Below are 20,981 nucleotides of genomic sequence, written 5' to 3'. Positions count from 1 at the left end.
CGTGCATCTGAAGTCTTTGGAGTGACCCGTGGCTGCCAACTGCGACGTCTGTGGCAAGGGGCCGGGCTTCGGCAACAGCATCTCGCACTCGCACCGCCGTACGTCTCGTCGCTGGAACCCGAACATCCAGCGTGTGCGTGCCGTGGTCGGTCGGACGCCGAAGCGGCTCAACGTATGCACCTCGTGCATCAAGGCCGGCAAGGTCTCGCGCTGACGCCTGCGTCGTAAGCGCAGCCCCTGCGGTTGCCTTGAAAAGCCGGTCCACCTCGGTGGGCCGGCTTTTTGCCGTGCCCGCGTCCGTCCCGGGTCCGTGCCCGCGTCCGTTCCGTGACCGGTCATGAGAGGTCAGCGGAAGCGCCACGCGTGGTCCACCGGGCCGATACCGCCGCCCAGGGGGAAGCCGTTGGCGATGGCGCCCGTCACATATTCCTTGGCGGCCACCACGGCCGCCACCACGTCCTGTCCGTTTCCCAGACCGGCGGCGACGGCCGACGCGAGGGTGCAGCCCGTCCCGTGCGTGTGCCGGTTGGTGTGGCGGGGGGCCCGCAGCCAGTATTCCTCGGCGCCGTCCGTCAGCAGATCCACCGCGTCCCCCGGCAGATGCCCGCCCTTGATGAGCGCCCAGCGGGGCCCGAATTCGAGCACGGCACCGGCCGCGCGCCGCATGCCCGCCTCGTCCTCCACCCGTACACCGGTGAGCTGGGCCACCTCGTCCAGATTCGGGGTGGCGACGGTCGCGGCCGGCAGCAGCCGCGTCCGTACGCCGTCCAGCGCGGCGGCGGCCAGCAGCGGATCGCCGTGCTTGGAGACACCGACCGGGTCGACGACCACGGGGGCGTCGGTCCCGGCGAGCAGCTCCGCGACGGCGCAGACCAGTTCGGCGGAGGAGAGCATGCCGGTCTTCACGGCCTGGACGCCGATGTCGTCGACGACACTGCGGTACTGCGCCCGCACCGCGGCCACGGGCAGTTCCCAGACTCCCCGCACGCCCAGGGAGTTCTGTGCCGTGACGGCGGTGAGCACGCTCATGCCGTGCACACCGAACGCCAGCATGGTCTTCAGATCGGCCTGGACGCCCGCCCCGCCACCGGAGTCCGATCCGGCGACGGTCAGGACGCGGGCAGGCACCCGTACGGCTGTCGGCATGGACCCGAATCTACTCGTCCTCGATGTCCCCGAAGTGGTCCCAGCCGCCCTTGCTGGTCCAGGGCGCCCCGTCGACCGTCACCTGCGGCAGCGCGGACGGGTTGAGGACCTCGCCGATCACCTTCCAGCGGGCCGGCAGCTTCACGTCCGCCGGGAACGTGGCGACGATCGCGTGGTCCTCTCCCCCGGTCAGCACCCACTGGAGCGGATCGATGCCGACCGCCTGGCCGATGTCGTTCATCTGCGAGGGGATGTCGATCAGTCCGGACCGCAGATCGATACGGACCTTGCTGGCCTCCGCGATGTGCCCGAGGTCGGCCACGAGTCCGTCGCTGACGTCGGTCATGGCGGTGGCGCCGAGCCCGGCCGCGGCGGGGCCCGCGTGGTAGGGCGGTTCCGGCCTGCGGTGCGCCTCCACAAAGGCGCGGGGTGAGCGGAAGCCGCGCGAGAGCACCGCGTGCCCGGCGGCCGACCAGCCCAACCAGCCGGTGTAGGCGATGACATCGCCCGGCTGGGCACCGGACCGGGTCACCGGCTCGTGGTTGCGCAGATCACCGAGCGCCGTGATGGCGATCGTGATGGTGTCACCGCGCACGACATCGCCGCCGACCACGGCCGCGCCCGCGACCTGGCACTCGTCGCGGATGCCGTCCATCAGCTCGGTGGGCCAGGTGACCGGGAGTTCGGCCGGGACGACCAGGCCGAGCAGCAGCGCGGTGGGGACCGCGCCCATCGCCGCGATGTCGGCGAGGTTCTGCGCGGCCGCCTTGCGGCCCACGTCGTACGCCGTCGACCAGTCACGGCGGAAGTGCCGCCCCTCCAGCAGGAGGTCCGTACTCGCCACGACCCTGCGGTCCGGCGCGGCCACGACCGCGGCGTCGTCGCCCGGCCCGAGCCGGACCGCCGGGGTGGTGGTGAGCCGGGAAGTGAGCTCCCTGATGAGCCCGAACTCCCCCAACTCGCCCACGGTTCCCTTCACCGAGACTCCCCTCTCATCGCCGGGCCGCGCCTGCGGTCGCGGGCCGTCACTGCTGTCACTACCGTCAAGAGATACGTCAACTTCTGTCTTCCGTAAGCCCCACTGCGGGCGCCACCGGGTGCCCGGGTCTCCCCGCGGCCCGCGACGACGCGATACCGTGGCGTCTCTTCTCCCCACATGATCCTCGTGGCCGCCCTGGAGGTTCCGTGGTACAGGCGTACATCCTTATTCAGACCGAGGTGGGCAAGGCGACAACCGTCGCCGAGACCATCGCCAAGATTCCGGGAGTGATCCAGGCCGAGGACGTCACCGGTCCTTACGATGTAATCGTGCGCGCACAGGCGGACACGGTCGATGAGCTGGGTCGCATGGTGGTCGCCAAAGTCCAGCAGGTGGACGGCATCACCCGCACCCTGACCTGCCCCATCGTGCACTTGTAGATCGGCCGGCGCATGGGGGGTGGCGTCGCCGGACCGGTGCTCGCACCTTGCCGCTCTGTCGTCACTCACCATGGCTCCGGCATGCCCCGATCCTCCGCGTCGCGCCGCGCGCACCGCCGCCCCAGCCCCTCTCCGGACCTCCACGTGCGGGCCGGTTCAAGCCCCCGTCTACGCTTGGCCGATGACCCTGTCCCGCCGCCCGCCCTCCCGGCGCAGGCTATCCGGCCGCCCGCTCGTCTGCCTGCCCGCCGTGATTCTGCTGGCAGCGGTGGCCGGCTGTTCCTCGACGGACGCGTCGGCATCGGTCGCGGTTCCCCGTCCCCCCGAGCGGGAAGCGGCGCTCTGCCGCGCGCTGCACAAGGAACTGCCGAAGACCGTCGCGTACCTCGACCGGGAAGATCCCGAGCCGCGTTCCGAACTCACCGCCGGGTGGGGTGACGCCGCGATCGTACTGCGCTGCGGCGTTCCGCGGCCCGAGAGGATGGGCGACGCCCAGGCGGACGCGGTGGAGGCCGACGGCGTCAACTGGATGCTGGAGGAACGAGACTCCGGTCCCCGCTTCACCACCACGTACCGCGCGACCTATGTGGAGGTCACCCTGGGCACGCGGTTCGCCCATGACTCCACTCCGCTCGCGCAGCTGGCAGCGCCGGTCAAGAAGACGATTCCGTCGAGCCTGTAGCGCGGGACGGGCCGGCCGGTGCGGCCGGCCCGTGGCCGGGGGTCAGCGCAGACCGGTCGGGCGGCGCAGCGCCGCCTGGATCAGCAGGTCGACCAGTTCCGGGTAGCTGACGCCGGTCTCCTGCCACATCCGCGGATACATGGAGATCGGGGTGAAGCCCGGCATCGTGTTGATCTCGTTGATGACGAACTCGCCGTCCTCGGTGAGGAAGAAGTCCGCGCGGACCAGGCCCTCGCAGGACGCGGCCTCGAACGCCTCGACGGCGAGCCGGCGTACCTCGGCGGTCTGCTCCTCGGTGAGCGGCGCGGGCACCAGACCGGTGGCCGAGTCGATGTACTTGGCCTCGAAGTCGTAGAAGTCGTGGGCCGTGACGGGCGGGATCTCGGCGGGCACGCTGGCCCGCGGCCCGTCCTCGAACTCCAGCACACCGCATTCGATCTCGCGGCCGCGCAGCAGCGACTCCACCAGGATCTTGGGGTCGTGGCGCCGCGCCTCGGCGATAGCCTCGTCGATTCCCGAGAGATCGTCGACCTTGGTGATGCCCATGGAGGAGCCGCCACGGGCGGGCTTCACGAAGAGCGGCCAGCCGTGCTCGGCGGCGAAGTCCACGATCTTCTTGCGGGCGGCCGCGCCCTTGGCGCCCTCGGGGCCCTGCTCCCATTCGCGGGGCCGGATCACCACATACGGGCCGACGGGCAGCCCGAACGAGATGAACACCCGCTTCATGTACTCCTTGTCCTGGCCGACGGCCGAGGCGAGGACCCCGGCGCCGACGTACGGGACACCGGAGAGTTCCAGCAGGCCCTGCAGGGTGCCGTCCTCACCGTAGGGACCGTGCAGCACGGGGAAGACGACATCGACCTCGCCCAGCGCCTTGGGCACGGAGCCGGGCTCGCTGTAGACGACCTCGCGGTTGCCCGGGTCGACGGAGAGGACGACGCCGCCGTCGGTGGACTCGGCGATCTGCTCGACGCTCGGCAGGGTGCGGTCGGCGATGGCCATCCGCTCCGGGTCGTCCGCGGTCAGCGCCCAGCGGCCGTCCGTGGTGATGCCGATGGGCAGGACGTCGTACTTCGTACGGTCGATGGACCGCAGGACAGCGCCGGCCGTGACCACCGAAATGGCGTGCTCGGAGCTACGGCCGCCGAAGACGACGGCCACGCGCGGCTTGCGGAGCTGCTGCTCAGGGCTCTGGGAGGGGTTCTCGCTGCTCATATCGCGATGAGAGTACCTGGTGGTAGCGCCCGAGTCAGCGGCGCTCGGGCTTGGCGCTGCGGGACATCAGCTCCTTCAGCGCGACGAGCGGCGGCTTACCGTTGTGAACGATGTCCACGACCGTTTCCGTGATCGGCATGTCGACGGCGTGGCGCCGGGACAGATCGAGAACGGACTCGCAGGACTTGACGCCCTCCGCGGTCTGCTTGGTGACCGCGATGGTCTCCTGGAGCGTCATCCCGCGGCCGAGGTTGGTGCCGAAGGTGTGGTTGCGGGAGAGCGGCGAGGAGCAGGTGGCGATCAGGTCGCCCATGCCGGCGAGGCCGGAGAAGGTGTGCGGGTCGGCGCCCATGGCCAGTCCGAGCCGGGTGGTCTCGGCGAGGCCGCGGGTCATCAGGGAGGCTTTGGTGTTGTCGCCGAGGCCCATGCCGTCGGCGATCCCGACGGCGAGACCGATCACGTTCTTGACCGCTCCGCCGAGTTCGCAGCCGACGACATCGGTGTTGGTGTACGGGCGGAAGTACGGGGTGTGGCAGGCGGACTGGAGCCGCTGGGCGACCGCCTCGTCCCGGCAGGCGACCACGGCCGCGGCCGGCATACGGCCGGCGATCTCCTTGGCGAGATTGGGCCCGGTGATCACGGCGACCCGGTCGGCCGGTGCCTTGGCGACCTCTTCGATCACCTCGCTCATCAGCTTGGCGGTGCCGAGTTCGACGCCCTTCATCAGCGAGACGAGCACGGTGTCGGCGGGCAGCAGGGGCGCCCACTCGGCGAGATTGCCGCGCAGGGTCTGCGAGGGCACGGTGAGCACGGTGAACTCCGCGCCACGGGCGGCCTCCGCCGGGTCGGTCGTGGCCCGTACGCCGGCGGGCAGTTCGAAGCCCGGCAGATAGTCGGGGTTGGTACGGGTGGTGTTGATGGTCTCGGCGACTTCCCGGCGACGGCCCCAGATCGTCACCTCGCAGCCCGCGTCGGCGAGAATCATGGCGAACGCCGTTCCCCACGAACCCGCTCCGAATACGGCTACCCGCGTCACTTGGACCCCTCTTCCGCGGCCTTGCGCCGCTGTTCCGCCCTGGCATCACGATGGTCGTACGGGGCCGTGGGCACCGGCTCTCCGCGTACCTCGGAGAGCAGCTCCGTGATAGCGGCCATGATCACCTCGGTCGCCTCGCGCAGCAATTCAGGGGTGGGCTCCTGGCCCTCGAACCGGGAGAGATCGACCGGCGGTCCGGCCAGCACCCGCAGCGTCTTGCGGGGGAAGAACTGGAAGCGGTGCTCCGTCGCGTACGGCGGCATCGCCAGATTGGCGCCCCACTGCGCGACGGGAATGACCGGGGCCTTGGTGAGCAGCGCGACGCGCGCCGCGCCGGTCTTGCCGGCCATCGGCCACATGTCGGGGTCGCGGGTGAGGGTGCCTTCCGGGTAGAAGGCGACGCATTCGCCGCGCTCGACGGCGTCGACGGCGGCCCGGAACGCGTCCAGCGCGTTGGTGGTCTCGCGGTAGACGGGAATCTGTCCGGTGCCGCGGAGCATCATGCCGACAAAGGAACCCTTGAAGAGCCCGGCCTTTGCCAGGAATCGCGGGACGCGTCCGGTGTTGTACTGGAAGTGAGCGTAGGAGAGAGGATCCAGATAGGAGTTGTGGTTGACCGCGGTGATGAATCCGCCGTCGGCAGGAACGTGCTCCAGACCCTGCCAGTCCCGCTTGAACAGAATGACCAGCGGCGGTTTTGCGATGACCGCCGCCAGGCGGTACCAGAAGCCGATTCTGCGGCGGGACACTCGTACACCTTCCTCTTCGCGCCCGGCTCACTGCCCGGCTGCCGGGGGTCAAGTGTGGCCCCGGGCCCCTGCACTGTCGAGAACACCGTACGCCCCGCCCCCTGGAGCGGGGCTGTGGGCCGTGACGGCGCCGGGCCACAATAGAGGGCCGATACACATGGACGGAGAGTTCGCCACGAACACCGACCCGACCGCTCGCTGGTCCCTGGTCGTCCCGCTCAAACCGCTGCGGCTGGCCAAGAGCAGGCTCGCCGGGACGACGGCGGACGCGCTGCGTCCGCGGCTGGCCCTCGCCTTCGCGCAGGACACCGTGGCCGCGGCGCTGGCCTGCGCCGTCGTACGGGATGTGTCGGTCGTCACGGACGACCCGACGGCGGCGGCGGAACTGGCCTCGCTGGGGGCGCGCATCGTGCCGGACACCCCGGCGGGCGGTCTCAACGCCGCGCTGGCGCATGGGGCGCGGGCGGTCAGGGCGGTCAGGCCGCGGGCCGCGGTGGCCACGGTCAACGCCGATCTGCCCGCGCTGCGCCCCGGTGAGCTGGCCCGGGTACTGGATGCCGCGGCGGAATTTCCGCGTGCTTTTCTCGCGGACGCCGCCGGATTCGGTACGACATTGCTGGCGGCCGCACCGGGCGCGGAATTGAATCCGGCTTTCGGCGGTCCGTCCAGGGACCGGCATTTGTCCTCGGGCGCGGTGGAAATTCTGCTGACCGGGGTGGATTCCGTACGGCGGGACGTCGACACGGGCGACGATCTGCTGGTGGCCGTGGCGCTGGGTCTGGGCCCGCACACGGCCCTGCGGTACGCGGCGCGGGGGGCGCAGCCGGCGCCGCAGCCGGGGCACTGAGGGGGACGGCACGACCGATACGCTGCCGCCATGCAGGCGACCGCGTACACATACGAATCCGAAACCCGCAGCGGGAGTGTGCTGCTGGACGACGGCACCCCGGTGGAGTTCGACGCCGCGGCCTTCGACGCCGGCGGGCTGCGGCTGCTCAGGCCCGGCCAGCGGGTGCGCGTCGAGACCGAGGGCGAGGGCCCGTCCCGCAGGATCACGCTGGTGACGCTCTACACCTTCTGAGCGCGCCGGGCCCGCCGAGCGCGCCACGGCGTCCCGTACAACGCCGCGGGCCGGGCTCCCCTCGGGGAGCCCGGCCCGGCGCGTGTGGCCCTCTGCCTCTTACCAGTGCCGCGACCGGGAATGTTCGCCCGTCGAGGCAAACGTTTCCTGGAGGGGCACTAGTTCCTCGTGATGGTCTTCTTCGCGGTGGTGGAGCGCGCGGTGGCCTTCTTCGCGGGCGCCTTCTTGGCGGTGGCCTTCTTGGCCGGAGCGGTCTTCTTGGCGGCGGTCTTCTTGGCCGTGGCGGTGGCCTTCTTGGCGGTCTTCTTCGCCGGCGTGGTCTTCTTCGCCGTGGTCTTCTTCGCCGTGGCGCTGGTCTTCTTCGCCACGGTCTTCACAGCCGCGGTCTTCTTGACCGCGGTCTTCCGCGCCGACGTGGCCTTCTTGGCGGTGGCCTTCTTGGCCGCGGCCTTGGCGGTCGTACGCGTGGAAGCTCCGCCCGAAAGGCTTCCCTTGGGGGCCTTCTTGACGGCCACATCGTTCTTGGGGAGCTTCTTCGAGCCGCTGACCAGGTCCTTGAAGCCCTGACCCGCGCGGAAGCGCGGCACCGAGGTCTTCTTGACCCGCACGCGCTCACCCGTCTGCGGGTTGCGGGCGTAACGGGCCGGACGGTCGACCTTCTCGAACGAACCGAAGCCGGTGACCGAGACCCGGTCGCCCGCGACCACCGCGCGGACGAGCGCGTCGAGTACCGCGTCGACCGCGTCCGCGGCCTGCTGGCGGCCGCCGACCTTGTCCGCAATCGCTTCTACGAGCTGCGCCTTGTTCACGTCTTCCCCTTCGGAGACATTGCCAGAACGAAAGTGTTCAAGCTTTTTCGCACGTTAGGCAGATATATACCGCAAATCAAACACGAAACGGGCTAATCACCCTAGTGCCGCAACGAAGTCGACCTGGCGGAGTTCCGCCGAGGTCAGTCATCTTCGGGAAAACGTCCCTCGTCGAGGTCCTTCATCAAGCGCTCCAGACGCCTTGCCGCGCCCGGGAGATCGTGTTTCGCCGCGGCCGTGATGACCAGCAGCTTCCGGGAGAGCGCCATCCGTACGCCCTCCGGGACTTGCAGTCCACGCACCCGTGTGTGCGCTTCTTTCAGTTGTTCGGCGACCAACCCGTAGAGCTTGAGTTGATTGTCGCGTTCCATGCACCGATTGTGCCATCTGGGGCGAGTTGTCGCCCGACGGGGTCTCAACAAGCAACTGCACCCCCTGCCGGACGGCAGGGGGTGCAGTAGGGGAAAAGCGCTGATCAGGCGGTAATCGTGCGCGGTTTGAAGGAGGGCCTGGCCGCCTCGTAGGTGGCGATGTCCGCTTCGTTCTGAAGGGTGAGGCTGATGTCGTCAAGGCCGTTCAGCAACCGCCAGCGGGCGTTCTCGTCCAGCTCGAAATCGGCCGTCAGCTCCGCCCCGTCGGCGGCGGCCGCCCGGACCTGGCGCTGCTCCAGGTCCACGGCGATCTCGGCCGTGGGGTCGCTCTCCACGATCTCCCACAGGGCGTCCACGACCGGCTGCTCCAGAACCACGGTCAGCAGACCGTTCTTGAGCGAGTTGCCACGGAAGATGTCGGCGAACCGGGAGGAGATGACGGCCTTGAAACCGTAGTTCTGCAGCGCCCAGACGGCGTGTTCGCGGGAGGATCCCGTACCGAAGTCGGGGCCGGCGACCAGCACCGTGGCCCCCGCGTACTCGGGCTGGTTGAGGACGAACGCGGGGTCCTTGCGCCAGGCCTCGAAGAGCCCGTCCTCGAAGCCGTCGCGGGTGACCTTCTTGAGCCAGTGCGCCGGGATGATCTGGTCGGTGTCGACGTTGCTGCGGCGCAGCGGTACGGCCCGGCCGGTGTGCGTGGTGAAGGCTTCCATGGTTATCGCGCTCCAGCGGGCGTACGGGCGGCGTCGGCGTCGGACAGATCGGCGGGCGAGGCCAGATGGCCCAGCACGGCGGTGGCGGCGGCGACCTGGGGAGAGACCAGATGCGTGCGGCCGCCCTTGCCCTGCCTGCCCTCGAAGTTGCGGTTGGAGGTGGACGCGGAGCGCTCGCCGGGCGCGAGTTGGTCGGGGTTCATGCCCAGGCACATCGAACAGCCCGCGTGCCGCCATTCGGCTCCGGCGGCGGTGAAGACCTTGTCCAGGCCCTCTGCCACGGCCTGGAGCGCGACCCGTACCGAGCCGGGGACCACCAGCATCCGCAGTCCGTCGGCGACTTTGCGGCCGTCCAGGATCGAGGCCGCCGAGCGCAGGTCCTCGATACGGCCGTTGGTGCAGGAGCCTACGAAGACGGTGTCGACCTTGATGTCACGCAGCGCCTGCCCGGCGGTCAACCCCATGTATTCCAGGGCCTTTTCGGCGGCGTGGCGCTCCGAGGCGTCCTCGTACGAAGCCGGGTCGGGGACGTGTGCGGAGAGCGGGGCGCCCTGGCCGGGGTTGGTGCCCCAGGTGACGAACGGGGCCAGTTCGGCGGCGTCGATGAAGACCTCGGCGTCGAAGACCGCGTCGTCGTCGGTGCGCAGCGTCCGCCAGTACGTGAGCGCCGCGTCCCAGTCCGCGCCCTCGGGGGCGTGGTCGCGGCCCTTCAGATAGGCGAAGGTGGTCTCGTCCGGAGCGATCATGCCCGCCCTGGCGCCGGCCTCGATCGACATGTTGCAGATGGTCATCCGGGCCTCCATCGAGAGCTTCTCGATGGCCGAGCCCCGGTATTCGAGGATGTAGCCCTGGCCGCCGCCGGTGCCGATCCTGGCGATGATGGCCAGGATCAGGTCCTTGGCGGTGACGCTGTCGGGCAGTTCGCCCTCGACCGTGATGGCCATGGTCCTGGGGCGGGCCAGCGGCAGGGTCTGGGTGGCCAGGACATGCTCGACCTGGCTGGTGCCGATGCCGAACGCCAGCGCGCCGAAGGCGCCGTGGGTGGAGGTGTGGCTGTCGCCGCAGACCACGGTGGTGCCGGGCTGGGTCAGCCCCAGCTGCGGGCCCACGACATGGACGACGCCCTGCTCGACATCGCCCAGCGGGTGCAGCCGGACGCCGAAGTCGGCGCAGTTCTTACGGAGCGTCTCCAACTGGACACGGGAGACCGGGTCGGCGATGGGCTTGTCGATGTCTAGGGTCGGGGTGTTGTGGTCCTCGGTCGCGATGGTGAGGTCGAGCCGCCGGACCTGCCGTCCGCTCATACGGAGGCCGTCGAATGCCTGGGGGCTGGTCACCTCGTGCAGCAGGTGCAGATCGATGAAGAGGAGGTCGGGCTCGCCCTCTGCGCGCCGGACGACATGATCGTCCCAGACCTTCTCCGCGAGTGTCCTACCCATCGCGTTCCCTCCGGCCGGCCTCGTGCGGCCGGCGCTCCTAGAGATATGGGGGCCCACGTCCGTCCCCCACCTGCCGGACATCGGCTGAGGACCCGATGGTCCGCGGGCCCGTACATACAGGGTGGCAAGTTCCCTGGGAAATTGAACTTGCGTTTCACAGAGTGAGACGCGAGTATCGTTTCATGGACAACTCTAGCGGCGTCGGCGTTCTCGACAAGGCTGCTCTCGTACTGAGCGCCCTGGAGTCCGGTCCGGCCACCCTCGCCGGGCTGGTCGCGGCGACCGGGCTCGCACGACCCACGGCACACCGGCTGGCCGTGGCTCTGGAACACCACCGGATGGTGGCGAGGGACATGCAGGGCCGGTTCATTCTCGGCCCGCGGCTGGCCGAGCTGGCCGCCGCGGCCGGCGAGGACCGCCTGCTGGCCACGGCCGGACCCGTACTCACCCACCTGCGGGACATGACCGGTGAGAGCGCCCAGCTCTACCGCCGCCAGGGCGACATGCGGATATGCGTGGCGGCGGCGGAGCGGCTCTCGGGTCTGCGGGACACGGTCCCGGTCGGCTCCACCCTCACCATGAAGGCCGGCTCCTCGGCCCAGATCCTGATGGCCTGGGAGGAGCCGGAGCGGCTGCACCGCGGTCTGCAGGGGGCACGGTTCACGGCGACGGCGCTCTCGGGCGTACGGCGCAGGGGCTGGGCCCAGTCGATCGGCGAGCGTGAGCCGGGCGTGGCGTCGGTCTCCGCGCCGGTGCGCGGCCCCTCGAACCGCGTGGTCGCCGCGGTCTCGGTATCCGGGCCGATCGAGCGGCTCACCCGGCATCCCGGCCGTATGCACGCGCAGGCCGTGATCGACGCGGCGGGACGGCTGAGCGAGGCCCTGCGCCGTACCGGCTGAGCGCCGTCACCCACCCCACCCGTTCGTTCACGTACGGTCAACCCCGCCCGGCCGGCCTCTTCCGTGTGTCCCGGCCCGGCCGCTTCGACGCCGCAGCGGCCGGGCCGGACCCAACAGGCGCTCCGGCAATGGCGGTTGACGACGAAACGCGAGAAGGCCCTCCGCGCTGCGGAGGGCCTTCTCGTTCTGTACCCCCGACCGGATTCGAACCGGCGCTACTGCCGTGAGAGGGCAGCGTGCTAGGCCGCTACACAACGGGGGCATGGACCAAAGTCCAGCTGGGCTACCAGGACTCGAACCTAGAACAACGGAACCAGAAACCGTCGTGTTGCCAATTACACCATAGCCCATGGTGATTACTGCACGTACCCCCGACCGGATTCGAACCGGCGCTACTGCCGTGAGAGGGCAGCGTGCTAGGCCGCTACACAACGGGGGCCCTAGCGATCCTGCATCGACGCGTCCGGGTGCGACCCGAAAGCATCGGAGAGAAGGATCTGTACCCCCGACCGGATTCGAACCGGCGCTACTGCCGTGAGAGGGCAGCGTGCTAGGCCGCTACACAACGGGGGCATTGCAGAAAAGCGTCTGCGCTGGGCTACCAGGACTCGAACCTAGACTAACGGAACCAGAAACCGTCGTGCTGCCAATTACACCATAGCCCACCAAAACTCAACCCCCACACGTGGGGGTTTGTTTGGTTTGCGCTACCTTGCCGGACCTTTCGGCCCTCTCGGGCGGCGCAGGAAGAACATTACCCGAAGGTGGACAGCGCTCCAAAACGAGTATCAACGCGGTCGGGGCGCGGCGCGGGCGGCCCGGGAGGGCGGGCCTTCCCGGCGCGGCCCGCCCTCCCTGAGCCTGCCTCAGGCCGTCAGCTTCGCCAGGGCCGCGTCGATACGGGACAGCGTGCGCTCGCGGCCCAGGATCTCCAGGGACTCGAAGAGCGGCAGACCCACCGTGCGGCCCGTGACGGCGACCCGGACCGGGGCCTGGGCCTTGCCCAGCTTGAGCCCGTGCTCCTCACCGGCCGCGAGGACCGCGTTCTTCAGCGCCTCGGTGTTCCACTCCGCCTCGGCGATCTTCGTACGGGCGGTGGCCAGCAGCGCGTCCGCGCCCGGCTTCATGGCCTTGGCCCAGGACGCCTCGTCCTGGGCCGGCTCGTCGAGGAAGAGGAAGTCGACGTTGGCCGTGATGTCCGAGAGGACGGTGAGCCGGGTCTGGGCCAGCGGGGCCAGCGTCTCGAAGGCGGCCGCGTCGAAGGACTCCGCCGGCCACGGCGCGTGCGGGGCCTTCAGCCAGGGGCCGCAGGCGTCGATGAACGCCTTCTCGTCCAGCTGCCGGATGTGGTCCGCGTTGATCGCCTCGGCCTTCTTCAGGTCGAAGCGCGCCGGATTGGCGTTGACGTCCGCGACGTCGAACGCGGCGACCATCTCCTCCATCGAGAAGAGATCGCGGTCCGCGGAGAGGGACCAGCCGAGCAGCGAGAGGTAGTTGAGCAGCCCCTCGGGCAGGAACCCGCGCTCACGGTAGAGGTTGAGGGATGCCTGCGGGTCGCGCTTCGAGAGCTTCTTGTTGCCCTCGCCCATGACGTACGGGAGATGCCCGAACGCCGGGATGTCCTTGGCGATGCCCAGCTCGATCAGCGCCTTGTAGAGCGCGACCTGACGCGGGGTGGAGGAGAGCAGGTCCTCGCCGCGCAGGACGTGCGTGATCTCCATCAGCGCGTCGTCGACCGGGTTGACGAGCGTGTAGAGCGGGGCGCCGTTGGCGCGGACGATGCCGTAGTCCGGGACGTTCTCCGGGGTGAAGGTCAGTTCGCCGCGGACCAGGTCGGTGAAGGTGATCGGCTCGTCGGGCATCCGGAAGCGGACGATGAAGGTGCGGCCCTCGGCCTCGTACGCCGCCTTCTGCTCCGCGGTCAGGTCGCGGCAGTGGCCGTCGTAGCCGGAGGGCCGGCCCGCGGCGCGGGCGGCCTCGCGGCGGGCGTCCAGCTCCTCGGTGGTGCAGTAGCAGTGGTACGCGTGACCGGCGGCGAGCAGCTTCTCGGCGGTGTCGCGGTAGATGTCCATCCGCTGCGACTGGCGGTACGGCGCGTGCGGGCCGCCGATCTCGGGGCCCTCGTCCCAGTCGAACCCCAGCCAGCGCATCGCGTCGAGCAGCTGCCCGTACGACTCCTCGGAGTCGCGCGCCGCGTCGGTGTCCTCGATACGGAAGACCATGGTGCCGCCGTGGTGACGGGCGAACGCCCAGTTGAACAGGGCGGTGCGGACCAGACCCACATGGGGGTTGCCGGTCGGGGAGGGGCAGAACCGTACGCGTACGTGCTTGCCTGTACCGCTGTGTGCGCTAGCCACGCTTGATCACCCTGTTGGTGAGAGTGCCGATGCCTTCGATGGTGACGGCGACCTCGTCGCCGACGCTGAGGGGGCCGACCCCGGCGGGGGTGCCCGTGAGGATGACGTCGCCCGGGAGCAGGGTCATGGCCTCGGTGATGTGCACGATGAGGTCCTCGACGGAGCGGACCATCTCGCTCGTACGGCCGAGTTGGCGCTGTTCGCCGTTGACCGTGCACTGGATGGTGAGGTCGGCGGGGTCGAGGTCGGTCTCCACCCAGGGGCCGAGGGGGCACGAGGTGTCGAAGCCCTTGGCGCGGGCCCACTGCTTCTCGCGCTGCTGGGCGTCGCGCGCGGTGACGTCATTGGCGCAGGTGTAGCCGAAGATGACGTCCTTGACGCGCTCCCGAGGGACCTCGCGGCACATCCGGCCGATGACGACGGCCAGTTCCGCCTCGTAGTGGACCTCGTTCGAGAAGGAGGGGTACTCGATCGCGTCTCCGGAGCCGATCACCGAGGTGGTGGGCTTGAAGAAGGCGACCGGCACCTCGGGGATCTCGTTGCCCATCTCCGCCGCGTGCTCCGCGTAGTTGCGGCCGATGGCCACGACCTTGTTGGGGAGCACCGGCGGGAGCAGCCGGACCTTGCTCAGCGGGACCTTGGTGCCGGAGAGCTCGAAGTCGGCGTACGGAATGCCCTTGATGACGTCGAGGACGAGGCCGGCGGGGTCGCCGCTGCCTTCGCCCTCGACCGCGCCGAAGGCGACATTGCCGTCGATGGAGAATCTGGCGATGCGCACGGGATGCTGTCGCCCCTCACTTGCTGTGTGGTCTGGAGACTGACGCTCCAGGCTAACGCGGCGTGAAGGGACCGCCTCGCGTATTACAGTGCGGGCGGACGATGTGGATCAAGAAAATCCGGGCCGGGCCGGAACCTACTGCGCGACCGGTGCGTCCATCAGGGTCGTACGGCGGGGATTGGCGGTCCGGTTCGGCAGGACGACGGCATGTTCCGGCTGCTCCGTGGGGACCAGGTTCTCGGCGTCCTTCAGATGCGCCAGCGTGGTGCGCCGGGGGTTGGCGGTGTTGCGGAACATCATCGTCGTCTTCATCTGTGGTGTCAGACCCTGTCGGATGAGGGGCGCCGGGGCGCCGGTTGTCGGATATGCCATCCCTGTAAAGCGTCAGGCTAAACATCCGATTCCCCACCCGCGCGGCGATCCATAGACGATCTCCGTGTGAGTTTGCTCACGACTCGACAGGCATTTACCCCATTACGGACAGCGACGGGTAGTCACGAAAACGGACATTGCCCTACTGAACGTTCCATTCCGCTGCTGATCATCAGGACTGGGACACCCCCCACCCGTAAGTGACTCGCCCGTAAAAGCCCGTTTCATCCGTGAACATTTTCTACGGCTGGTGACTCCCCGCTCACACCGTGTCATACAGGTCACACCCCGGCCCTCGGCCCTTGTTGGAGATCCTGCACTGTGCTGGAATTCCCCCCACCGCCGCGGGTTTCAAACCGGCGCGCAGGGGCGCAACGCAGCGCCGAGTGGCGGCGGGGAAGGGGAGCAAGCGCCGGTCACTCACGACCACCATGGGGAGCGTTTTTCGCGCCCCACGACGCCGACACCGTCCCGCCGTTGCGGGGGGACGCCTGGTCCAGAGGTTGCGACGCTAGTGCAGGGACGTTTCAAGAGGGATAGCAGCGCTGCGGCGGAGCAGGAGTCCCGTGGCGGAACCGACCGCGGCTCCTCGCCCCAGCACACCCAGAACCCGGGTCCGGCACCTTCCGGCGAGACCGGCGGCCGAGGCGGGCACCCGGGGACGGCGCCGGGCGGCGACGGGCCTTCGGGCACGCCGAACGCCACGGGGCCGGCGGACGCGGGCTCACGCATAGCCCTGCGCAACTGGCGCATCAGTACCCGCCTGGTGGCTCTGCTCACCCTGCCGGTGGTCGCGGCCACCACGCTGGGCGGCCTCAGGATCAACGAGTCGTTGAACGACATGCAGCAGCTGGAGCACATGCAGCTGCTGACGAAGATGACCAAGGAGGCGACCAGCCTCGCCGCCGCGCTCCAGGCGGAGCGTGACGACTCCGCCGGTCCGCTCACCAACGGCGGGGACTCCAAGGACTTCAAGGTCCAGGACCGCCGCACGAAGACGGACCGGGCGAAGAAGGCCTTCCTCAACGCCACCCGGGACATCGGCAACACCGACGGCGACCAGGCGCTGGAGAGCATCCGCACCAACGTCAGCCAGATCGCCACCCAGGTCAACAAGATCAACGAGATCCGCCAGGGCGCCTACACCTCCGGCTCGGACTCGGACTCCCTGACGGTCGACGCGTACAGCGGACTGATCGACTCGCTGCTGAGCCTCTCGCAGGACATGGCGCAGGCGACCAGCAACCCGGACATGATCAAGCGGACCCGTGCGCTGGCCGCGTTCTCGTCCGCCAAGGAGTACGCCTCCATCCAGCGGGCGGTCATCGCCGCCTCGCTGCCGGCCGACCCGAAGAAAAAGGGCACGCTCACCGAGAACGACCGTCTCTACGGTCTGGCCGCGGCGACCAAGGAGAAGAACGCCCTCACCTCCTTCAGCTGGCTGTACGAGTCCATCGGCGGCGACGCCGAAGAGCTGATGGCCCCGCTCAACGGCCAGGGCAACTCGGAGATCCAGGCGGCGGAGAAGTACGCGGACCGCGTGCTGGGCACCGCCGGGGAGCTGCGGAGGCAGCCCAACCGCTCGTATCTGGACTGGACCGACCAGTCGACCATCCGGATCAACGCGATGAAGACCATCGAGGCCACGCTGCTGGGCGAGATGGAGGGCAAGGCCCGTGAGCTGCGTGAGCAGTCGCAGCGCGACGCGCTCATCAACGGTGCGCTGATCCTCGTCGTCCTCGGCGTCTCGCTCGTCGGCGCCTTCGTGGTCGCCCGCTCCATGATCCGCTCGCTGCGCCGGCTGCAGGACACGGCGACCAAGGTCGCCCAGGAACGGCTGCCCGAACTGGTCAAGCAGCTCTCGGAGTCGGACCCGCAGGACGTCGACACCTCCGTCGAGTCGGTCGGTGTGCACTCCCGGGACGAGATCGGACAGGTCGCCACGGCCTTCGACGACGTGCACCGTGAGGCGGTCCGCCTCGCCGCGGAGCAGGCGCTCCTCCGGGGCAACGTCAACGCGATGTTCACCAACCTCTCGCGCCGCAGCCAGGGCCTCATCCAGCGTCAGCTGTCCCTGATCTCCGAGCTCGAGTCCCGTGAGGCCGACCCGGACCAGCTGTCCTCGCTCTTCAAGCTCGACCACCTCGCGACCCGTATGCGCCGTAACGGCGAGAACCTCCTGGTCCTCGCGGGTGAGGAGCCGGGCCGACGGTGGACCCGGCCGGTCCCGCTGGTCGACGTGCTCCGCGCCGCCGCCTCCGAGGTGGAGCAGTACGAGCGCATCGAACTCTCCTCGGTGCCCGGCACCGAGGTCGCCGGACGCGTCGTCAACGACCTGGTGCACCTGCTCGCCGAGCTGCTGGAGAACGCGACCTCGTTCTCCTCGCCGCAGACGAAGGTCCGCGTCACCGGTCACGCGCTGCCCGACGGACGCGTCCTCGTCGAGATCCACGACACCGGTATCGGCCTCTCCCCCGAGGACCTCGCCGCGATCAACGAGCGGCTCGCCTCGCCGCCCACCGTGGATGTCTCGGTCTCGCGCCGCATGGGTCTGTTCGTGGTCGGCCGGCTGTCCCTGCGGCACGGCATCCGGATCCAGCTGCGCCCCTCCGACTCCGGCGGTACGACCGCGCTGGTCATGCTGCCGGTCGATGTCGCCCACGGCGGCAAGAAGAGCCCGGTCGGCAGGCCCGGCGCGGGTGTCGGTCCCGGTGGCCAGGGCGGCGTGGGCCAGGCGCCCGGCGCTCCCGGCGGCCAGTTGACCGGCGGTCCCGGTACGCCCGGTGGCGACCGTCCCGGTCTGAGCACGGGCCCCGGCGGCTCATCGGCTCCCGGCCGGCTCGGCGCGGGTGCGCCGCGCGGCCAGGTCGGCGCGGGTGCGAGCCCGCGCGCCGCACTGCCGGCCCGTGACACCCAGGGCGGACCGCAGGACCCGCAGCGTCAGGGCTCGGGCCAGCCGAGTGTCTTCGGCCAGAACGCCTTCGGCGCTCCGGCCCAGGGCCAGGGCGGCCAGGGTCAGGGCGGCCAGGGTCAGGGCGGCCAGGGCCCGGGTCATGGCCGTACGGACCGTCCCGGCACTCCGGCCGGTCCGAACAGCGAGGCCGGCCAGGGCGTCAGGTCCGGCCAGGGGGGCCAGAACGGCTTCAGCGGCCGCGCCCAGAACGCCTTCCAGCAGGGCGGCGCCCCCGACCGCGGCCGGCAGCTCCCGCCGCCCGGCGGACCGCGCGCCGAGCTGCCCGGTGGCAACCCGCAGCAGCAGCGCCCGCAGACCACCAGCTGGGGCAGCGAGCAGTCGCAGCGCCCCTCGCTGGACGCGCCGCGCGGCCACGAGGAGCACGACTCCACCGGCCAGTACGCCCGCCCGACGGCCGAGCAGCAAGGTCCCGGCTCCACCTCCGAGTTCCAGCGCCCGGACTTCAACGGGCCCCGGCCGGACCAGAACGCCCCGTACGACGACGGCCGTCCCGACCCCGCGTCCACGGCCCAGTTCCCCCGTCCGGATTTCAACGCCCCGGCGGGCTACGCCCAGGACTACAACGCCCAGCAGGGCTACACCCCGCAGTCCGGCTATCGCGCGTCGTCGGACTACAGCGCTCCGCAGCAGGACTACAACTCGGCCCAGCAGGACTTCAACGCTCCGCGGCCCCCGGCGCCGTCCCCGGCGCCCGGTTCGCAGGGCGGGTACCGGCAGCCGAGCCTGCCGCCGCAGCCGCAGCCCGAGGCCCTGCCTCCGGCCGGTCCCGGTGACGGCCGCACTCCGCTGTTCGACTCCCTGGAGACCAACTGGTTCCACGGCACACAGCAGCAGGGTGGCGGCCAGCCGCAGCCGCCGTCAGCGCCGCAGCAGCAGGGCCCGCCGCAGATGCCGCGGCGTGAACCGATGCCGCAGCGCGAGCCCTCCAACGGCCCGGGCGCGAACAGCTCGGGTGCCAACGGCGCCGGCGTCACATCCTCCTGGCGCACGTCGCCCAACGACGAGCTGGTACGCCAGGCCGAGCGGGTCAAAAAGCCCGCCGCGGGCGGTATCACCACCTCCGGTCTGCCCCGCCGGGTACCGCGCGCCAATCTGGTGCCCGGCACCGCGCAGGAACAGAACAACCAGGCCGGTCCGCAGGTTTCGCGTGCGCCTGCTGACGTACGCGGCCGGCTGACCAATCTCCGTCGGGGTATTCAGCAGGGTCGTCAGGCGGGCAACACCGGCCCGGCGAACAGCGGCTTCAACCTCGGCACCTCTCACCAGCAGGAGCGTTAGTTGAGTCCGATGAGTCAGGCTGCGCAGAATCTGAACTGGTTGATCACCAACTTCGTGGACAACACCCCTGGGGTGTCCCACACCGTGGTGGTCTCCGCCGACGGACTTCTGCTGGCCATGTCCGAGGGCTTCCCCCGCGACCGCGCCGATCAGCTCGCGGCCGTGGCGTCCGGTCTGACCTCGCTGACCGCGGGGGCGTCCCGGATCTTCGAAGGTGGCCCGGTCAACCAGACCGTGGTGGAGATGGAGCGCGGCTTCCTCTTCCTCATGTCCGTCTCCGACGGTTCCTCTCTGGCCGTGCTCGCCCACCCCGAGTGCGACATCGGGCTGGTGGGATACGAAATGGCCCTCCTGGTCGACCGCGCCGGTACGGTTCTCACCCCGGACCTGCGCGCCGAGCTGCAGGGAAGTCTGTTGCACTGAGGCTTCCAGGCACGTCCCCCAAGCTCCATCACCGTCAGGCCGCCCAACCGGCCCCCCACCGGCCAAGTCAGACGGCACGCAGACATCCTGCTGTCACGCCCGGAGGATTCATGACCCCGCCACCCGCCTCTCACGATCCGTACGGCGCCTCAGTGGACGCGTCGTACGGCCCTGAAGGCGACCAGCCGCTGGTACGTCCGTACGCCATGACCGGCGGCCGGACCCGGCCGCGGTACCAGCTCGCCATCGAGGCGCTGGTCAGTACGACAGCAGACCCGGCCCATCTCGCCACCCTGCTCCCCGAGCACCAGCGGATCTGCCACCTGTGCCGTGAGGTCAAGTCGGTGGCGGAGGTGTCGGCGCTGCTGACGATGCCGCTCGGCGTCGCGCGCATTCTGGTGGCCGACCTGGCGGAGGCGGGCATGGTCGCCATCCATCAGCCGGGTAACGGAGAGGCCGGCGGCACGCCGGATGTGACACTGCTCGAAAGGGTGCTCAGTGGACTTCGCAAGCTCTAGCGGCGGTGCGGCCCGCTCAACCACCAGCGCGAAGATCGTGGTGGCGGGCGGCTTCGGCGTGGGCAAGACCACGTTCGTCGGCGCCGTCTCGGAGATCAACCCGCTGCGTACCGAAGCCGTCATGACCAGCGCATCAGCCGGCATCGACGACCTCACCCACACCGGAGACAAGACCACCACCACCGTGGCCATGGACTTCGGCCGCATCACCCTCGACCAAGACCTCATCCTCTACCTCTTCGGCACCCCCGGACAGGACCGCTTCTGGTTCATGTGGGACGACCTCGTCCGCGGCGCCATCGGCGCCGTCGTCCTCGTCGACACCCGCCGCCTCGCCGACTGCTTCCCCGCAGTCGACTACTTCGAAAACTCAGGACTCCCCTTCGTCATCGCCCTCAACGGCTTCGACGGACACCAGCCCTACACCCCCGACGAAGTACGCGAAGCACTCCAGATCGGCCCCGACACCCCCATCATCACCACCGACGCCCGCCACCGCGCCGACGCCAAAAGCGGACTCATCACCCTCGTCGAACACGCCCTCATGGCACGACTCAAGTAGACGGCCCAATACGGCAGTTGTCGTAGACAGTCTCGGAGGTGGGCTGTGTCTTTTGACACGGCCCGCCTCCGTGTTCATAACATTTCGACAGAGAATTCACCGGCTCCGGACACCCGACGCACTCGGCTGGTACCGCTGCGCTCACATCAGCCCCGCCTTT

At 69.7% G+C, this 20,981-nt stretch carries 22 protein-coding genes and 5 tRNA genes; 10 read left to right on the top strand and 17 right to left on the bottom strand.

Features of this window, described 5'->3' with window-relative positions:
• Window positions 1–28: 28 nt before the first annotated feature.
• Window positions 29–214 carry a 50S ribosomal protein L28 gene (gene rpmB, locus ACZ6MZ_RS06905; protein WP_078877327.1) on the top strand — a complete coding sequence of 62 codons (186 nt, stop codon included), beginning with the start codon at window positions 29–31 and terminating at the stop codon, window positions 212–214.
• Between the two features lie 131 nt (window positions 215–345).
• On the opposite strand, the gene thiD is transcribed toward rpmB, so the two are convergent.
• Window positions 346–1,146 carry a bifunctional hydroxymethylpyrimidine kinase/phosphomethylpyrimidine kinase gene (thiD, locus tag ACZ6MZ_RS06900; RefSeq protein WP_469350260.1) on the bottom strand — a complete coding sequence of 267 codons (801 nt, stop codon included), beginning with the start codon at window positions 1,144–1,146 and terminating at the stop codon, window positions 346–348.
• Window positions 1,147–1,156: 10 nt separating this feature from the next.
• Window positions 1,157–2,125 carry a thiamine-phosphate kinase gene (locus ACZ6MZ_RS06895; RefSeq protein ID WP_384184569.1) on the bottom strand — a complete coding sequence of 323 codons (969 nt, stop codon included), beginning with the start codon at window positions 2,123–2,125 and terminating at the stop codon, window positions 1,157–1,159.
• Between the two features lie 206 nt (window positions 2,126–2,331).
• Here ACZ6MZ_RS06895 and ACZ6MZ_RS06890 point away from each other — a divergent pair, with 206 nt between their 5' ends.
• Together ACZ6MZ_RS06890 and ACZ6MZ_RS06885 are read left to right on the top strand one after the other, a co-directional pair.
• Entirely contained in the window at window positions 2,332–2,565 is a 234-nt protein-coding gene (locus tag ACZ6MZ_RS06890; RefSeq protein WP_384184566.1) for an Lrp/AsnC family transcriptional regulator, read from the top strand.
• A 181-nt stretch (window positions 2,566–2,746) separates the two neighbouring features.
• On the top strand, window positions 2,747–3,247 hold the full coding sequence (locus ACZ6MZ_RS06885) for a DUF3515 domain-containing protein (protein WP_469350258.1): 501 nt from the start codon (window positions 2,747–2,749) through the stop codon (window positions 3,245–3,247).
• A gap of 42 nt (window positions 3,248–3,289) precedes the next feature.
• Here the strand turns inward: ACZ6MZ_RS06885 and ACZ6MZ_RS06880 are convergent, their stop codons facing one another.
• Genes ACZ6MZ_RS06880 through ACZ6MZ_RS06870 form a run of 3 tightly spaced genes read right to left on the bottom strand, consistent with a single transcriptional unit; the run spans window position 3,290 to window position 6,247 of the window.
• Window positions 3,290–4,462 (bottom strand): D-alanine--D-alanine ligase family protein, encoded by a 1,173-nt coding sequence (locus tag ACZ6MZ_RS06880; protein WP_384335489.1) that lies wholly within the window; start codon window positions 4,460–4,462, stop codon window positions 3,290–3,292.
• 34 nt (window positions 4,463–4,496) lie between these two features.
• Window positions 4,497–5,498, bottom strand: coding sequence for an NAD(P)H-dependent glycerol-3-phosphate dehydrogenase (locus ACZ6MZ_RS06875; protein ID WP_389787972.1), 1,002 nt, complete (start codon window positions 5,496–5,498; stop codon window positions 4,497–4,499).
• Window positions 5,495–6,247 carry a lysophospholipid acyltransferase family protein gene (locus ACZ6MZ_RS06870; RefSeq protein WP_389787971.1) on the bottom strand — a complete coding sequence of 251 codons (753 nt, stop codon included), beginning with the start codon at window positions 6,245–6,247 and terminating at the stop codon, window positions 5,495–5,497. Before ACZ6MZ_RS06870 ends, ACZ6MZ_RS06875 begins: the two co-directional genes overlap by 4 nt.
• 157 nt (window positions 6,248–6,404) lie before the next feature.
• On the opposite strand from ACZ6MZ_RS06870, the gene cofC reads away from it, so the two are divergent.
• Window positions 6,405–7,094, top strand: coding sequence for a 2-phospho-L-lactate guanylyltransferase (gene cofC / locus ACZ6MZ_RS06865; RefSeq protein ID WP_469350255.1), 690 nt, complete (start codon window positions 6,405–6,407; stop codon window positions 7,092–7,094).
• Window positions 7,095–7,124: 30 nt separating this feature from the next.
• On the top strand, window positions 7,125–7,328 hold the full coding sequence (locus ACZ6MZ_RS06860) for a hypothetical protein (RefSeq protein WP_384184550.1): 204 nt from the start codon (window positions 7,125–7,127) through the stop codon (window positions 7,326–7,328).
• 158 nt (window positions 7,329–7,486) lie between these two features.
• On the opposite strand, the gene ACZ6MZ_RS06855 is transcribed toward ACZ6MZ_RS06860, so the two are convergent.
• The 4 genes from ACZ6MZ_RS06855 to leuC all read right to left on the bottom strand — a co-directional run bounded on the left by ACZ6MZ_RS06855 (window position 7,487) and on the right by leuC (window position 10,660).
• Window positions 7,487–8,137, bottom strand: a complete 651-nt coding sequence (locus tag ACZ6MZ_RS06855; protein ID WP_389787968.1) for an HU family DNA-binding protein — start codon at window positions 8,135–8,137, stop codon at window positions 7,487–7,489.
• A 143-nt stretch (window positions 8,138–8,280) separates the two neighbouring features.
• Window positions 8,281–8,508: an SCO5555 family protein gene (locus ACZ6MZ_RS06850; RefSeq protein WP_389787966.1), complete on the bottom strand. Its 228-nt coding sequence runs from the start codon at window positions 8,506–8,508 to the stop codon at window positions 8,281–8,283.
• Window positions 8,509–8,612: 104 nt separating this feature from the next.
• Entirely contained in the window at window positions 8,613–9,221 is a 609-nt protein-coding gene (gene leuD, locus ACZ6MZ_RS06845) for a 3-isopropylmalate dehydratase small subunit (RefSeq protein ID WP_469350253.1), read from the bottom strand.
• Window positions 9,222–9,223: 2 nt separating this feature from the next.
• Entirely contained in the window at window positions 9,224–10,660 is a 1,437-nt protein-coding gene (leuC, locus tag ACZ6MZ_RS06840; RefSeq protein ID WP_469350251.1) for a 3-isopropylmalate dehydratase large subunit, read from the bottom strand.
• Between the two features lie 182 nt (window positions 10,661–10,842).
• Here leuC and ndgR point away from each other — a divergent pair, with 182 nt between their 5' ends.
• Window positions 10,843–11,559, top strand: coding sequence for an IclR family transcriptional regulator NdgR (gene ndgR / locus ACZ6MZ_RS06835; protein ID WP_266495357.1), 717 nt, complete (start codon window positions 10,843–10,845; stop codon window positions 11,557–11,559).
• 189 nt (window positions 11,560–11,748) lie between these two features.
• On the opposite strand, the gene ACZ6MZ_RS06830 is transcribed toward ndgR, so the two are convergent.
• The 8 genes from ACZ6MZ_RS06830 to ACZ6MZ_RS06795 form a co-directional block, all read right to left on the bottom strand.
• Window positions 11,749–11,821, bottom strand: a tRNA-Glu gene (locus tag ACZ6MZ_RS06830).
• A gap of 16 nt (window positions 11,822–11,837) precedes the next feature.
• Window positions 11,838–11,909, bottom strand: a tRNA-Gln gene (locus ACZ6MZ_RS06825).
• A gap of 16 nt (window positions 11,910–11,925) precedes the next feature.
• Window positions 11,926–11,998, bottom strand: a tRNA-Glu gene (locus ACZ6MZ_RS06820).
• A 61-nt stretch (window positions 11,999–12,059) separates the two neighbouring features.
• A tRNA-Glu gene (locus ACZ6MZ_RS06815) sits at window positions 12,060–12,132 on the bottom strand.
• Window positions 12,133–12,152: 20 nt separating this feature from the next.
• Window positions 12,153–12,224, bottom strand: a tRNA-Gln gene (locus ACZ6MZ_RS06810).
• A 201-nt stretch (window positions 12,225–12,425) separates the two neighbouring features.
• Window positions 12,426–13,916 (bottom strand): glutamate--tRNA ligase, encoded by a 1,491-nt coding sequence (gene gltX / locus ACZ6MZ_RS06805; protein WP_469350249.1) that lies wholly within the window; start codon window positions 13,914–13,916, stop codon window positions 12,426–12,428.
• Window positions 13,909–14,694: a fumarylacetoacetate hydrolase family protein gene (locus ACZ6MZ_RS06800; RefSeq protein ID WP_469350248.1), complete on the bottom strand. Its 786-nt coding sequence runs from the start codon at window positions 14,692–14,694 to the stop codon at window positions 13,909–13,911. The genes gltX and ACZ6MZ_RS06800 overlap by 8 nt, the downstream gene beginning before the upstream one ends.
• Window positions 14,695–14,829: 135 nt before the next feature.
• Entirely contained in the window at window positions 14,830–15,006 is a 177-nt protein-coding gene (locus ACZ6MZ_RS06795; protein ID WP_389787958.1) for a hypothetical protein, read from the bottom strand.
• 574 nt (window positions 15,007–15,580) lie between these two features.
• Between ACZ6MZ_RS06795 and ACZ6MZ_RS06790 the strand changes: the two genes are divergently transcribed.
• The 4 genes from ACZ6MZ_RS06790 (at window position 15,581) to ACZ6MZ_RS06775 (ending at window position 20,821) form a co-directional block, all read left to right on the top strand.
• The gene (locus tag ACZ6MZ_RS06790; RefSeq protein ID WP_469350244.1) at window positions 15,581–19,318 is read left to right on the top strand and encodes a sensor histidine kinase; all 3,738 of its coding nucleotides are present in this window, start codon (window positions 15,581–15,583) and stop codon (window positions 19,316–19,318) included.
• Window positions 19,319–19,327: 9 nt separating this feature from the next.
• Window positions 19,328–19,741 carry a roadblock/LC7 domain-containing protein gene (locus tag ACZ6MZ_RS06785; RefSeq protein ID WP_030351794.1) on the top strand — a complete coding sequence of 138 codons (414 nt, stop codon included), beginning with the start codon at window positions 19,328–19,330 and terminating at the stop codon, window positions 19,739–19,741.
• Between the two features lie 110 nt (window positions 19,742–19,851).
• On the top strand, window positions 19,852–20,259 hold the full coding sequence (locus ACZ6MZ_RS06780; RefSeq protein ID WP_030351795.1) for a DUF742 domain-containing protein: 408 nt from the start codon (window positions 19,852–19,854) through the stop codon (window positions 20,257–20,259).
• Window positions 20,240–20,821: a GTP-binding protein gene (locus ACZ6MZ_RS06775; protein WP_189282429.1), complete on the top strand. Its 582-nt coding sequence runs from the start codon at window positions 20,240–20,242 to the stop codon at window positions 20,819–20,821. The genes ACZ6MZ_RS06780 and ACZ6MZ_RS06775 overlap by 20 nt, the downstream gene beginning before the upstream one ends.
• The last annotated feature ends 160 nt before the right edge of the window (window positions 20,822–20,981 follow it).

This window comes from Streptomyces sp. NPDC042201 (assembly GCF_055582185.1).
This window is presented reverse-complemented; position numbering and strand designations above follow the sequence as displayed.

What these genes read in the sequence shown, in the direction of transcription:
- thiD (WP_469350260.1), bottom strand. Translation starts at nt 1,146, where the DNA reads ATGCCGACAGCCGTACGGGTGCCTGCCCGCGTCCTGACCGTCGCCGGA.
- ACZ6MZ_RS06885 (WP_469350258.1), top strand. Translation starts at nt 2,747, where the DNA reads ATGACCCTGTCCCGCCGCCCGCCCTCCCGGCGCAGGCTATCCGGCCGC.
- ACZ6MZ_RS06880 (WP_384335489.1), bottom strand. Translation starts at nt 4,462, where the DNA reads ATGAGCAGCGAGAACCCCTCCCAGAGCCCTGAGCAGCAGCTCCGCAAG.
- cofC (WP_469350255.1), top strand. Translation starts at nt 6,405, where the DNA reads ATGGACGGAGAGTTCGCCACGAACACCGACCCGACCGCTCGCTGGTCC.
- ACZ6MZ_RS06860 (WP_384184550.1), top strand. Translation starts at nt 7,125, where the DNA reads ATGCAGGCGACCGCGTACACATACGAATCCGAAACCCGCAGCGGGAGT.
- ACZ6MZ_RS06850 (WP_389787966.1), bottom strand. Translation starts at nt 8,508, where the DNA reads ATGGAACGCGACAATCAACTCAAGCTCTACGGGTTGGTCGCCGAACAA.
- leuD (WP_469350253.1), bottom strand. Translation starts at nt 9,221, where the DNA reads ATGGAAGCCTTCACCACGCACACCGGCCGGGCCGTACCGCTGCGCCGC.
- leuC (WP_469350251.1), bottom strand. Translation starts at nt 10,660, where the DNA reads ATGGGTAGGACACTCGCGGAGAAGGTCTGGGACGATCATGTCGTCCGG.
- ndgR (WP_266495357.1), top strand. Translation starts at nt 10,843, where the DNA reads ATGGACAACTCTAGCGGCGTCGGCGTTCTCGACAAGGCTGCTCTCGTA.
- ACZ6MZ_RS06795 (WP_389787958.1), bottom strand. Translation starts at nt 15,006, where the DNA reads ATGAAGACGACGATGATGTTCCGCAACACCGCCAACCCCCGGCGCACC.
- ACZ6MZ_RS06785 (WP_030351794.1), top strand. Translation starts at nt 19,328, where the DNA reads ATGAGTCAGGCTGCGCAGAATCTGAACTGGTTGATCACCAACTTCGTG.
- ACZ6MZ_RS06780 (WP_030351795.1), top strand. Translation starts at nt 19,852, where the DNA reads ATGACCCCGCCACCCGCCTCTCACGATCCGTACGGCGCCTCAGTGGAC.